Source organism: Lactobacillus kimbladii (assembly GCF_000970755.1).
Taxonomy (GTDB): Bacteria; Bacillota; Bacilli; order Lactobacillales; family Lactobacillaceae; genus Lactobacillus; species Lactobacillus kimbladii.
Map to the genome: position 1 here is coordinate 531,930 of NZ_KQ034007.1, position 13,516 is coordinate 545,445.

At 38.0% G+C, this 13,516-nt stretch carries 11 protein-coding genes and 1 tRNA gene; all 12 read left to right on the forward strand.

Annotated features, from left to right (window positions below; all coding sequences use genetic code 11):
• Positions 1-2 precede the first annotated feature (2 nt).
• The 12 genes from JF75_RS03090 (at position 3) to gatB (ending at position 13,487) form a co-directional block, all read left to right on the forward strand.
• The gene (locus JF75_RS03090) at positions 3-701 is read left to right on the forward strand and encodes a glycosyltransferase family 32 protein (RefSeq protein WP_046331787.1); all 699 of its coding nucleotides are present in this window, start codon (positions 3-5) and stop codon (positions 699-701) included.
• 1 nt (position 702) lies between these two features.
• Complete coding sequence (locus JF75_RS03095; RefSeq protein ID WP_046332924.1) at positions 703-1,158, forward strand: SprT family protein; 456 nt, start codon at positions 703-705, stop codon at positions 1,156-1,158.
• Positions 1,159-1,268: 110 nt separating this feature from the next.
• Positions 1,269-1,943, forward strand: coding sequence for a MarR family winged helix-turn-helix transcriptional regulator (locus JF75_RS03100; RefSeq protein WP_046331788.1), 675 nt, complete (start codon positions 1,269-1,271; stop codon positions 1,941-1,943).
• 86 nt (positions 1,944-2,029) lie between these two features.
• Positions 2,030-3,781, forward strand: a complete 1,752-nt coding sequence (locus JF75_RS03105) for an ABC transporter ATP-binding protein (protein WP_046331789.1) — start codon at positions 2,030-2,032, stop codon at positions 3,779-3,781.
• 72 nt (positions 3,782-3,853) lie between these two features.
• Positions 3,854-3,939 (forward strand) — tRNA-Leu (locus JF75_RS03110).
• Positions 3,940-4,103: 164 nt separating this feature from the next.
• Positions 4,104-4,751, forward strand: a complete 648-nt coding sequence (locus JF75_RS03115; RefSeq protein ID WP_046331790.1) for a glycoside hydrolase family 73 protein — start codon at positions 4,104-4,106, stop codon at positions 4,749-4,751.
• A gap of 80 nt (positions 4,752-4,831) precedes the next feature.
• Positions 4,832-7,084, forward strand: coding sequence for a DNA helicase PcrA (pcrA, locus tag JF75_RS03120; protein WP_046331791.1), 2,253 nt, complete (start codon positions 4,832-4,834; stop codon positions 7,082-7,084).
• 47 nt (positions 7,085-7,131) lie between these two features.
• On the forward strand, positions 7,132-9,144 hold the full coding sequence (gene ligA, locus JF75_RS03125; RefSeq protein WP_046331792.1) for an NAD-dependent DNA ligase LigA: 2,013 nt from the start codon (positions 7,132-7,134) through the stop codon (positions 9,142-9,144).
• Positions 9,145-9,157: 13 nt separating this feature from the next.
• On the forward strand, positions 9,158-10,297 hold the full coding sequence (locus JF75_RS03130) for a CamS family sex pheromone protein (RefSeq protein ID WP_034977775.1): 1,140 nt from the start codon (positions 9,158-9,160) through the stop codon (positions 10,295-10,297).
• Between the two features lie 14 nt (positions 10,298-10,311).
• Entirely contained in the window at positions 10,312-10,614 is a 303-nt protein-coding gene (gene gatC, locus JF75_RS03135; protein ID WP_045927721.1) for an Asp-tRNA(Asn)/Glu-tRNA(Gln) amidotransferase subunit GatC, read from the forward strand.
• A complete protein-coding gene (gene gatA / locus JF75_RS03140; RefSeq protein WP_045927722.1) occupies positions 10,614-12,053 on the forward strand; it encodes an Asp-tRNA(Asn)/Glu-tRNA(Gln) amidotransferase subunit GatA in 1,440 nt (479 codons plus the stop codon). Before gatC ends, gatA begins: the two co-directional genes overlap by 1 nt.
• 3 nt (positions 12,054-12,056) lie before the next feature.
• The gene (gene gatB / locus JF75_RS03145) at positions 12,057-13,487 is read left to right on the forward strand and encodes an Asp-tRNA(Asn)/Glu-tRNA(Gln) amidotransferase subunit GatB (protein WP_046331793.1); all 1,431 of its coding nucleotides are present in this window, start codon (positions 12,057-12,059) and stop codon (positions 13,485-13,487) included.
• The last annotated feature ends 29 nt before the right edge of the window (positions 13,488-13,516 follow it).

A 13,516-nucleotide genomic window follows, 5' to 3' on the forward strand; every position in this document is an offset into this window, starting at 1 on the left:
ATATGATTCCCAAAATAATTCACTATGTGTGGGTGGGGGGCAACCCTAAACCACAAAATATTCAGCGTTGCATGAAGACCTGGTCAAAGCACTTGCAGGATTATCAAATTATTGAATGGAACGAACACAATTTTGATATTCACGAAAATAAATATGTAGAACAAGCATATCAAGCTAAAAAATGGGCCTTTGTTTCAGATTACATTCGAGCTAAAGCAGTCTATGAAATGGGCGGTATCTATATGGATACTGATGTTTTAGTCTTGGATAATTTACACGATTTGTTAAATAATAAAGCTTTTGTCGGTTTTGAAAATAAGGAGAATCCCTTCACAGCAGTATTTGGCGCCGAAAAAGGTCATCCATTAATTAAGGACATGCTTTCTTATTATGATGACCGTGATTTTACATTTGATAAGCAGGACCAATTGGCGGGAGTCAATACTGTATCGGTGTCTGACATTTTAAAAAATAAGTATGGTGCTCAGCCCAATAACAAAGAACAGCAATTGCAGGAAGGCATACATGTTTATCCTGATGGCGTTCTTTGTAATCCGTCAGCACAATCAAAAACTATTCATGTGTTTACTGGTACGTGGATGGAAGGTGCCAAACCGTTAAAAAGAAAGTTAGTCACAGCTCTTAAAGTCAGGATTAAGACAAAAAAAGAGGCAGCTCTTTATGCCAGATTTTTCAGGTAACATGACGGAAGAAGAGTTGCAAAAATTGGTGGAAAATGTTTCTTGCCAATTTTTTGGCAGACAGTTTAAGCACCAAGTAAAAATTAATAAGCGCATGACAACAACTGGTGGTCGGTATCATTTGGATGATCACCACATTGAAATTAATGCGCATTTTTTAGTGCCGCAATATTATCAAGAATTGATTGGCATAATTAAGCACGAACTGACGCATTATCATTTGCACTTAACTCATAAAGGATATCGCCACAAAGATCAAGATTTCAAGGTTTTGCTTGATAGAGTAGGTGGTTCACGGTATGCCCCGGACATAGGTCTTAAACGCAAAAGAAAAGCAAAATATTTGTATGTTTGCACTATATGCGGTCAACAGTTTGTGCGGGTTCGGCGCGTTAATGTACGTCGTTATGGCTGTGGCAAATGCGGCGGCAGGTTAAGATTAGTCAGTTATAGATAAAATAATAAAATTTATTTTGACATTTTGTTTGACAAACTGTTAGGTATCAAACTATAATTTAATTGTAAATTATATTAGGTACCTAACTTTTTATTTAAAGGAACTTAATTATGAGTCAAGCAAGTGATCAATTAATGGAACAACTTCATTTTATTTTGCGGGCTAGTCGTTACTATATGTTTCAAAACAAAGAACCGATATCGGGACAAAAACGGGTATTGGCTGTTTTAAAGCTGGAAGACGGTTTAACCCAAAATTATTTAGCTGAAATTTTGGCTTTGAAACCTGGGTCTTTAGCTGAATTATTGAAAAAAATGGAACTAAAAGGAGATATCTCACGTGAAGTTGATGAGCAGGACAAACGAGTTAAACGTGTTTATCTCACAGCAGCTGGGAAAGAAAAGGCTGCCAAGCTGGCTGAATTAAAAGACAAGCAAGATACCGAGCCTTTCTTTGCCGGTTTGACTGCGGAAGAGCAGGAGCAATTTGGTCAATATCTGCGAAAAATTGCTGCTGGCTGGGATGAAGATTTTAAGGAAAAAGCCACTGATTTTGTTGATCCTGCCTACCGTATGGAAAGGATTAAAAAATGGCGTAAATATGCTGCAGACCATGACTTCTCCAGGTCTGATATGCGAGATATGTGCCGCCACATGTATAGGGCGCATCACTGCCATCATGACTTTGAACCAGGTGATTTTACCAAAAATTGTTACAATTATGATAAGATGCATAAATATGATAGGGACTTTTGGCGCAAATTCTGGCATAATGAAAATGAATGATTATAATTAGCAAGATAAAATAAAGAGCTTTTCAATTATTGAAAAACTCTTTTATTTAGTCTAACTAAGGAAAGCCGGTATCTTTTATGGCATTCAAGTCACTTAAAGATAAAACACAAGGTGTTAAATTCAGTGATTTTTTAAACTTGCTAAGAAGTTTGAATGTTAAAAAATCGTTATTTGCACTAGGGCTGTTTCTCAGTCTGGTCACAAGTGTAGCAAATTTAGTATTACCACTATTAACAAGAGAATTAGTGGATACGAGCAAGTGGGATAATTTTAATTACTCGAGCTTAATTATTATTATCATTGTTTTTGTCCTACAATTAATTTTAGGAACAGTTGGCGGATTTGTTCTGCGCTATTTTGGTGAAAGTGTAGTTAAGAGCCTTCGTGAACGCTTATGGGGACATCTTTTAAAGTTACCTGTTACGTATTTTGATGTTACCAAAGTAGGTGAAAGTAGTTCTCGCTTGGTTAATGATACGGGAATTATTAAAGATTTGCTGGCTTCTCAATTCCCTAACTTTATTACTGGCGCAATTCAACTCTTTTTCTCATTAATCATTTTATTTGTGATGGATTGGCAAATGGCCACCTTAATGTTTACTGTAATTCCTATTGTGGTAGTAATTTTATTGCCAATTGGTCGCATTATGGTCAGACTTGGTCGCAAATTGCAGTCAGAAACAGCTAAATTTAACGGTGATGTCAGTGAAAAATTGTCTGAAGTACGTTTAATTAAATCCAGTAATGGCGAAAAGTATGAACAAGAATCGGGTAACCACAGCATCAAGAAGATTTTTACTATTGGCGTATTGGACGCTCGTGTTGAAGCTATTTTGCAGCCGATTATCATGACTTTGATGATGGCGGCTTTTGCAGGCATTCTGGCATTTGGCATTATTCGCGTAGGTCAGGGTTCTTTGACCAGTGGTTCTCTTGTAGCATTCTTACTATATCTGTTTAACGTGATTGCACCAGTTGCTAATTTTGCAACTTTCTTTTCACAGATACAAAAAGCTTTGGGTTCAACTGAACGCATACAAGCAATTTTACAAATTGAACCTGAAAAAAATTTAAGTCATCGTACTTTTGATTTGAGTAATAAAACATTGACAGCACAAAACGTTAGCTTTAGTTATGTTAAAAACGAACCCGTTTTACAATCTGTTTCATTTGTTTCAAAACCCAACTCTGTAATTGCCTTTGTGGGACCTAGTGGTGGTGGCAAATCTACGATTTTTGCCTTACTAGAACGCTTTTATCAGCCTGAAAGTGGCAAATTCACTATTGGGGATGAGAATATTCAAGATATTGACCTGGCAAATTGGCGCTCCCAAATAGGCTATGTATCTCAGAACAGCGCTATTTTTTCCGGAACGATCCGGCAAAATTTGGTTTACGGTTTAACCAGAGATGTGACTGACGATGATCTCTGGCACGGACTGGCATTGGCTTATGCCGATCAATTTGTGCGGGAATTTCCTGATCAAATGGAGACTGAAATTGGTGAACGGGGAATTAAATTATCTGGTGGTCAGAAACAACGTTTAGCTATTGCCAGAGCCTTTTTGCGTGATCCTAAAATTTTGATGCTGGACGAAGCGACTGCCAGCCTTGATTCAGAATCTGAGGGAAAGGTGCAACAAGCACTTGATAAACTAATGGTCAATAGAACAACCTTGGTTATTGCACACCGCCTGGCTACAATAGTTAATGCCGATCAAATTTATTTTGTAGAGCACGGTAAAATTACAGGTCATGGCACCCACCACGAATTAATGCAAAATCACAGTTTGTATGCCAAGTATGTAAATGAGCAAATGGTCAATTAAAGCTTTTTAGCTAAAATGAGTAAGAAAAGTCTTGTGTTAAATTTAATTTTGGGTTATAGTATTGAATGTGTTGCGGGCATGGCGGAATGGCAGACGCGCAAGACTAAGGATCTTGTGATCGCTTTTAGATCGTGGAAGTTCGAGTCTTCTTGCCCGCATTTTTTAATGGAGCTTTGGCTCCATTTTTTTGTATACTTAATTATAAATGAGCAAAATTGTTAGGTTAGCTTACTACTTTTATTTTAAAAATTAATTACATTGCATAATTTATATCCAAGAGAGGTTATACTTAAGAAGAGATTTTTAAAGCAAGGGAAAACAAATGGCGAGAAAACGAAAAAGCAAGAAACTATCTAATACAGCGATCATCATTCGAACATTTATAATTCTATTTTTATTGATTATTGCTTTTGCAACTTTTCGTTATTATCGCAGACAGGCAATTCAATCAGAGCAGATTAGACAGGAGCAGCTTGCTCGAGAACAGGCCAGGCAGAAAATCATCAGGCAACACAAAGCTTTTATCAGAGAAATAGGTCCGATAGCTAAAGAAGTGGATAAATCCTTTGACCTTTTGCCAAGTATTACTATCGCTCAGGCTTGTCTTGAAAGTGACTATGGCAAAAGCGACCTTTCACAAAAATACAATAATCTGTTTGGCATTAAAGGAAATAACCCTAATACTTCGGCAGTACTTAAAACCAAAGAGTTTGAAAAAGGTAAATGGATAGTTGTTAAAGCTCGCTTTCAAATCTATGATTCCTATGAAGCTTCTATAAGGGCTCATGCGCGCTTGTTCCAAAAGGGGACAACCTGGGACGCAAAACAATATCGTCACGTTTTAGCTGCTAAGAACTATCAAACGCAGGCTCGAGCTCTAGTTAAAGACGGCTATGCGACTGACCCCAATTATGCGGACAAATTGATTAAGTTAATCGAAGAGTATGATCTTGCGCGTTTTGATAAATAGAATGCAATCAACTCAAATTATGGTCATGATTTTTGGTACAATAGAATAGTTAAAAAATTTTTGGGGTGAAAGAATTCAAAATGAGCGCAGAATCAATTTTAGCAGGTTTAAATCCACAGCAGAAAAAGGCAGTACAAATCACCGAAGGACCATTATTAGTGGTTGCAGGAGCAGGTTCAGGGAAAACTTCTGTTTTAACCAGAAGAATTGCTTACCTTGTTGCTGAAAAAGGGATTGCGCCATGGAATATTTTGGCTATCACTTTTACCAATAAGGCTGCCACTGAAATGAGAGAGCGTGAGCATAAATTATTGGGACAGCAGGCTGACAGTATTTGGATGTCTACTTTTCACGCTCTTTGTGTGCGAATATTACGGCGAGACGCAGAAAAAATTGGTTATACCAGTAATTTTTCGATTGCTGATTCGGCAGAACAGCTCACTTTAATTAAACATATTCAAAAAGAACAAAATATTAATCCTAAAATGTACGAGCCACGCAGAATTTTGTCTGCTATTTCTAATGGCAAAAACGATTTACTCACTCCAGATGCATATTCTGCCAGTGCTGCTTCACCTTTTGAAAAAGTAACTGCGCAAGTGTATCAAGAATATCAAAAACGCTTAAAGAATGATCAAATTATGGACTTTGATGATTTGATCATGCAGACTTTAGTTCTGTTTAAAACCGATCCCGCTGTTTTACATTATTACCAAAATAAGTTTCGTTATTTACTGGTTGATGAGTACCAGGATACCAACCAGGCCCAGTATGAATTGTGTCATGCATTAGCTGCACAATATAAAAATATTTGCGTGGTGGGAGATGCAGATCAGTCTATCTATGGTTGGCGTGGCGCTAATATGGAAAATATCATGAATTTTGAAAAAGATTATCATGATGCAGGCGTGCAAACCGTTAAGCTGGAACAAAATTACCGTTCAACTGGACATATTTTGGCTGCCGCTAACGCAGTCATTAAGAATAATAGCAACCGTAAGGCTAAAAAATTATGGACAGACCAAGGTGAAGGAGCAAAAGTAACTTACTACCGTGCTCAAAGTGGCGACGATGAAGCGCACTTTATTATTGCTAAAATTCAAGAAGAGGTAGAAGAGAAAAAACGTTCTTACCATGATTTTGCGGTTTTATATCGTACTAATGCCCAGTCTCGAACAGTCGAAGAGTCATTCGTAAAGTCGAACGTGCCTTACCAAATTGTCGGTGGTCATAAGTTCTATGACAGAAAAGAAATCATGGACATTATGGCTTATCTGAAATTGGTTGCTAATCCGAGCGATTCAATGAGTTTTAACCGCATTATTAATACCCCTAAACGTGGTATTGGACCAGTTAGTGTCAGACGTTTTCTAGATTTTGCCCGTGAAAATAATTTGTCGATTCTAGGAGCTTTTGATCACATTACCATGTCAGGCATAACTACACGGGCAGCTGCCAAACTGAGTGATTTTGGCGCTAAACTACGCGATGCGATTAATTTTGCTAAAGATCATAGCGTTACCGGGCTAACAGAAAAAATACTGCAGGATTTTGGCTATACTGCTGCCTTGAAAGCTGAACACACAATTGAGGCTGAAACCAGACTAGAAAACCTGGATGAATTTTTGTCTGTTACGAAACGTTTTGATGACGAATATGAAGAAAATGACGACAGTGATGAGACCGAAAATGCTCTTAGTGACTTTTTAGCGGAAGTATCTCTTTTAAGCGACCAGGATGATTTAGCTAATAATGATGATCAGGTGGCATTAATGACGTTACACGCTGCCAAAGGACTGGAATTTCCAGTAGTCTTTTTAGTGGGGATGGAAGATGGACTTTTTCCTTTATCACGTTCATTAATGGAAGATGATCAGCTGGAAGAAGAACGTAGACTGGCTTATGTGGGTATTACTAGGGCAAAGCGTGAACTGTTTTTAACAAATGCGTACTCACGTATGATGTATGGTCGAATGCAGAATAATCCGCCATCCAGATTTTTGGAAGAAATTGATCAAGATGATCTGGATATTGAAAATTCAGTTCCAATTACTTTCTCAAATGACAATTACCAGACACAAACTGCTCCCTTTGCTAATAGCGATGAACGAGCCCGTGCACAGGTTTACACTCCTAAAATCAAACCCGCTGGTGCAGTTGGTGCTGAGAAAAAGGGATGGAATGTCGGTGATCAAGTAGAACATAAATCTTGGGGCAAAGGCGTTGTGACTAAGGTTAACGGTAAAGGTGAAGACATGGAGCTTGATATTGCATTTAGTGGCAAAGGAATCAAGCGGCTTCTAGCAGCATTTGCACCAATTAAAAAGGTATAATTAAGGTAGAAGTAAAAAAATACTATTTTTTAATCAGGAGGAAGAAAATGGCAGATTTAACTCTTGATGAGGCCAGAAAAGAAGTTGCTGCGCTGAGAGATAAACTGGATGATTGGGCAAATGCATATTATACAAATGACACACCTGAAGTTGAAGATAATGTGTATGATAAAAACTATAATCGTTTAGTTGAACTTGAACAGGAATTTCCGCAACTGGTGTCGCAAGATTCAATTACCCAAAAGGTTGGGGGTCAGATTGACAATCAGTTTGCTAAGGTTAATCACGAAATTCCGATGTTATCAATGGGTGATGTCTTTTCAAAAGAAGAACTGCAGCAATTTGATGACAGAGTACAAAAACAGATTGGTCATGAAGTTGCTTATAACGTCGAATTAAAAATTGACGGTTTATCAATTGCACTTGAGTATACTAACGGTAAATTAACCAGAGCTTCAACTAGAGGTAACGGTCAAGTAGGTGAAGATGTTACTCCTAATGCTCGTTATATTGCAGATATTCCCCAAACTTTACCAGAAAAACTGACAACGGAAGTACGCGGCGAATGTTACATGGGCAAAGAGCCTTTTGCCAAGCTTAATGCAGAACGTGATGAAAAAGGCGAAACAACTTTTGCTAATCCCCGTAACGCAGCAGCCGGGTCTTTGCGGCAATTAGATGCCAGCATTACCAAGCACCGACATTTAAGTACGTTTATTTATACTTGGGTTAATCCGCCAGCAGAGATTACCAGTCAACATCAGGCTATTGAAAAAATGACGCAGCTGGGTTTTCACACCAACCAAACAGGCCGCAGAATTGCTAAAATGGCTGACATTTTTGCTTTTATTGATGAATATACTGCAAAAAGAAATTCACTCGATTATGGCATTGATGGCATCGTCTTAAAAGTTGATGACTTGGATTTACAGCAAGAACTGGGAAACACGGTCAAAGTGCCTCGGTGGGAAATAGCTTATAAGTTTCCACCAGAAGAGCAGGAAACTGTGGTTCATGAAATTAAATGGACCGTTGGTCGTACTGGTGTCGTAACGCCTACCGCTATCATGGATCCTGTGCAACTTGCTGGTACTACAGTTTCTCATGCTGTTTTGCATAACGCCGATTTATTGCAACAAAAGGATGTCCGCATTGGTGATACCGTTATGCTGCATAAAGCGGGTGACATTATTCCTGAAATTTCAGAAGTGGTGCTAGCAAAACGGCCTAAGGATGCCCAGCCGTATCCAATTCCGACAACGTGCCCATCGTGTGGTGAAAAACTGATCCATCTAAAAGATGAAGTGGCACTGCGCTGCGTTAATCCTTCTTGTCCTGCTCAAATTGAAGAAGGAATTACTCATTTTGCCTCAAGACCTGCGATGAATATTGATGGTTTGGGACCAAAAATTGTGCGACAGCTAATTAAGAACGATCTGGTACATAATGTGGCTGATTTATACCATTTAAATGCATCTGATTTGGCAAAACTAGATCATTTCAAGGATAAGTCCATCAGCAATTTATTAAATGCAATTAATAATTCGAAAAGAAATTCAGTGGAATTATTGTTAACGGGACTGGGTATTGATCATGTTGGTGCCAAAGCTGCTCGTTTAATTGCACAAAAGTTTAAAAATATGGCAAAGATTATGGCTGCGGACGTGCAAGATGTGGCTGCAATAGATACAATAGGCATGACAATTGCAGAATCTTTAACAACCTATTTTGCTCAGGATGAAGTCGTAGAGTTAGTCAATGAACTTAAAAATAGCGGCCTTAATATGGATTATCTTGGTGCGGGTCCAGAAGAAACTGAGTCTATTCCAGATAATTACTTTAAAGATAAGACTGTTGTTTTAACAGGGACTTTGGCTCACTATACTAGAAGTGAATTTACTAAAAAATTGCAATCTTTAGGTGCAAAAGTAACTAGTTCTGTTTCTGGTAAAACAGACTATGTCATTTATGGTCAGGATGCTGGTTCCAAATACTCCAAGGCTCAGAAACTGGGCGTACCATTATTGACTGAGGAAGAAGCAATTGCTCAAGTTAAATAAAGGACCATTTAAAGTGAAAAAATACTTGCATATATTAGCGCTTTTAGGAATATCATTATGTTTGACGGCTTGTGGAAACTTGAAAAATTCTGACTTGGCGAATAATGCCAAAACATCTTCTAATTCCAATTCTAAAACTTATCAGACTACTGATACTGGTAACAATGGATATACTGTTTTGCTTAAAAACGGACACTATGTAACTAGCCCAATATCTGGTTTAACAGCAACTAATAATGATAATTCGGTGGATACCAGAGAATTAGAACGAGGTTTGGTTCAGATTTCTAAGGGTGTTTATTCAACCAATTCTTATGTTTTTCAAGAAGGTCAGTATATTTCTGCCAACATGGCTAATGAATGGTTAGGGCGCAAGTCAAAGTCAAATCCCAATGGTCTGAATCCTGAGGCTGGAACTAAGAAAAATTATCAGCCGTATTACATAGAAGAAATACTTGAACAAGATTTTTTGACAGGATCCGGTTCGAATTATCATATTGGCGGTATTAGCGTTGGTCTTGCTCTTAATTCTATTGATTACTATCAAAAGAAAAAAGATGGTCCTGAATATCAAGCCCAAATATCGCGTGCAAAGCAAAAGCAATATGGCCAAGCAGCAGCTGAACAAGTCGTAGCTCGCTTGCGGAAGAAAAAATCGTTAAAGAAAATTCCAATCACTGTTGGTCTTTTTGCTAAAGAAAGCAAGGATTCGTTAGTTGCTGGAACTTACTTTTTGAGTGGGACAGCGGCTGCTAATAGTAGTAAAATAACTAAATGGAAAACTATTAATACTCAATCTGAAGTTTTGCCTACTGTTGGTGGTAAAAAAGCAATCAACAGCAGTGATGCTTCCAGTTTCAATAGTTTTAAAGAATCTATTCAAAATTATTTCCCTAATATCAGTGGTGTAACGGCAACTTTACGATATGAAAATGGTAAATTAGCTCAGGAAAATATTTCAATTACTACCCAGTTTTATGGGTATGAGCAAATACAAAGTTTCACGAGACTTGTTTTATCAACTGCAAAGAAGTATTTAGCTAATAACGTGCCAATTGAAATTAAAATTGGCTCTGTTAATGACATCCAGGCTTTAGTTGCCAAGGAAACAGGGGATAGTAGTTATCAAGTCCATATTTATGGTGGCGAATAAGGAGGTATATTTGCGTGGAAATTACAGAAGATACAATTAAACACGTTGCGACTTTGTCGCGACTTGAAATTGATGAAAAAGATATCGGCAAAGTAACTGAACAAATGAGTTCAATTATTAATATGGCAGATCAATTGTCAGAAGTTAATACCGATGGCGTTAAGGAGACAGTTCAGGTTGTTGATCGTGATACTGTTTTTAGAGAAGATAAGCCTGAACACTGGCAAGACAGAGATGAATTAATGAAAAATGTTCCTGATCAAGCCAATGGCTTCATTAAGGTTCCAGTAATTATTAACAAGGATGAGGACGAGTAATGAATTATTTAAATGAAGATATTGACTCTTTAAATGAAAAGCTTGCCCAAGGAACTTTGTCTGCAGACAAATTAGCGCAAGATACAATCGATAATATTAAAAAAACAGATGACAAGTTGAATGCCTGGATTACTGTTCAAGAAGATGCCAAACCTGCAAGTAATCTTGATTTTGATCAAAATAAACTTGCTGGTATTCCAATTGCTATTAAAGATAACATTATAACTGATGGTGTTAAGACCACAGCTGCCAGTCATATTTTGGATAATTATATTCCGGTATATGATGCAACGGTTATTGAAAGGCTGAAAAAAGCACAAGTGACTTTCGTGGGCAAAACCAATATGGATGAATTTGCGATGGGTTCTTCTACTGAACATTCATACTTTGGCATTACTCATAATCCGTGGAATCTGGATAAGGTACCGGGTGGTTCATCGGGCGGTTCAGCTGTTGCTGTTGCTTCTGGACAAGTTGTAGCTGCTTTAGGTTCAGACACTGGTGGTTCAATCAGACAGCCTTCTGCATTTAACGGTATTTTTGGTATTAAGCCGACATATGGTCGAGTTTCACGTTGGGGTTTAATTGCATTTGCTTCTTCATTAGATGAAATCGGTGTGATGAGTAAGCGAGCAAAAACCTCGGCTCAAGTTTTAAATGTTATTGCAGGTAGTGACGATCACGACTCTACTCTTTCAACTAGGGCAGTTCCCGATTTTACCAAGTATATTGGTCAAGATGTTAAAGGGATGCATGTAGCAGTTGTTAAAGAATATATGGCTGCAGTTGATGGCGATATGCGTGCTGTTCTGCAAGAACAAATTGATGCTCTGGAAAAAGCAGGTGCTATTATCACTGAAGTATCCTTACCTTTAACAAAATATGCAGTTCCCGACTACTATATCATTGCCTCAAGTGAAGCTTCATCAAACTTGCAAAGATTTGATGGGATTCGTTACGGCTACCGTGCTCAAAATACTAAGAACTTACTAGATGTTTACGTTAAATCTCGTTCAGAGGGTTTTGGTGAAGAAGTTAAACGGCGGATTATGCTGGGATCCTTTGCACTTTCAGCTGGTTCTTATGATCGTTTCTTTAGACAAGCATCTAAAGTGAGAACTTTAATTTGTGATGAATTCGATAAGATTTTCGCTGAAAATGATGTTATTGTGGGACCAACAACGACAACTCCTGCTTTTGGCATCGGTAGTGAAATTTCCGATCCAATCAAAATGTACAACAATGATATTTTGACAATTTCAGCTAATTTAGCCGGAATACCGGCTGCCAGTGTTCCAGCTGGTTTAGTTGACGGAATGCCTGTAGGTCTGCAGATTATGGCCAAAAGATTCGATGAAGGCAGTATTTTCCAAGTAGCTGACTTTATTGAAAGAACTAATAAGTTTTATGAAAAAACACCAACTGGAATGGAGGATTAACTGATGAATTTTAAATCAACGATTGGGTTCGAAGTTCACTTTGAATTAAAAACTAAAAGTAAGATTTTTTCACCTTCACCAGTAAGTTATGGTGCAAAGCCCAACACGGAAACAAATGTAATTGATTGGGCAATGCCAGGTGTTTTACCTTACGTTAACAAAGACGTTTATCGCTTAGGAATTATGGTTGCATTGGCCACACATGCTCATATTTTACCAACTACTCATTTTGATCGGAAAAATTATTATTACCCAGATAGCCCTAAGGCTTACCAAATCACCCAATTTTTCCAACCACTAGCTCGTGATGGTTATGTTGAAATTGAATCTCACGGTAAGAAAAAGCGCATTGGAATTCATGAAATGCATATTGAAGAAGATGCCGGCAAGAATACTCACGGTACAAACGGTTATTCTTACGTTGACTTAAACCGTCAAGGTGTTCCTTTACTTGAAGTTGTTTCTGAGCCAGAAATTGCTGATCCTGATGAAGGATACGCCTACCTTGAAAAATTACGTAAAATTGTTCAGTTTACAGGAGCTTCCGATGTTAAGATGGAAGAGGGATCAATGCGTGTTGATACCAATATTTCCATTAGACCCGCTGGCCAAAAAGAGCTGGGTACTAAAGTTGAAATGAAAAACCTGAACTCATTTGAACATGTGCGTAAATCTTTGGCATATGAAGAAAAACGGCAAGCACAAGTTCTCCTTTCCGGCGGTCGCGTGCAACTTTCAACTCGTCGTTTTGATGAAGCAACTGGTAAAACTGTTTTGGAACGTGTCAAAGAAGGCGATGCAGATTACCGTTACTTCCCTGAACCTGATATTGCTCCTGATCATATCAGCCAAGAGTGGATTGATGAAATCAAATCAACTTTGCCACGCTCAGCTGAAGAACGATACAACCAATACGTGAATGAATTTGGTCTGAAAAAATACGATGCTAATGTTCTTTTGCAAACTAAAGAAAGTTCAGACTTCTTTGATCAAACTGTTGCTGCTGGAGCTGATCCTCAGCTTGCTGCCAATTGGATGAATACCCAAGTTAATGGTTATTTGAATGATAATCGCGTTGAACTTGCTGATATTAAGTTGACACCAGAGCATTTGGCTGCCATGATTAAGTTGATTAAAGATGGCACGATTTCTTCTAAGATTGCTAAAAAGGTTTTTGCAGAGACAATCGCTAATGGTACCGATCCTAAGAAGTATGTTGAAGACAAGGGCATGGTGCAGTTATCTGATACCAGTGTCTTGGCACCTATGGTTAAAGAAGTTGTTGATAACAACCCACAATCGGTAGAAGACTTTAAGAATGGTAAGGATCGGGCAATTGGTTATCTTGTCGGTCAGTTAATGAAACAAACCAGGGGCAAGGCCAATCCAAAGATAATTAATAAGTTGCTGAATGAAGAATTGCAGAAGCGTTAAGTAAGTTTTGAAATAATAAGGGTAGAAAT

Bases quoted from the DNA above. Each gene is read 5' to 3' on its own strand.
- JF75_RS03090 (WP_046331787.1), top strand. From the start codon at position 3: ATGATTCCCAAAATAATTCACTATGTGTGGGTGGGGGGCAACCCTAAA.
- JF75_RS03095 (WP_046332924.1), top strand. From the start codon at position 703: ATGACGGAAGAAGAGTTGCAAAAATTGGTGGAAAATGTTTCTTGCCAA.
- JF75_RS03100 (WP_046331788.1), top strand. From the start codon at position 1,269: ATGAGTCAAGCAAGTGATCAATTAATGGAACAACTTCATTTTATTTTG.
- JF75_RS03105 (WP_046331789.1), top strand. From the start codon at position 2,030: ATGGCATTCAAGTCACTTAAAGATAAAACACAAGGTGTTAAATTCAGT.
- JF75_RS03115 (WP_046331790.1), top strand. From the start codon at position 4,104: ATGGCGAGAAAACGAAAAAGCAAGAAACTATCTAATACAGCGATCATC.
- pcrA (WP_046331791.1), top strand. From the start codon at position 4,832: ATGAGCGCAGAATCAATTTTAGCAGGTTTAAATCCACAGCAGAAAAAG.
- ligA (WP_046331792.1), top strand. From the start codon at position 7,132: ATGGCAGATTTAACTCTTGATGAGGCCAGAAAAGAAGTTGCTGCGCTG.
- gatA (WP_045927722.1), top strand. From the start codon at position 10,614: ATGAATTATTTAAATGAAGATATTGACTCTTTAAATGAAAAGCTTGCC.
- gatB (WP_046331793.1), top strand. From the start codon at position 12,057: ATGAATTTTAAATCAACGATTGGGTTCGAAGTTCACTTTGAATTAAAA.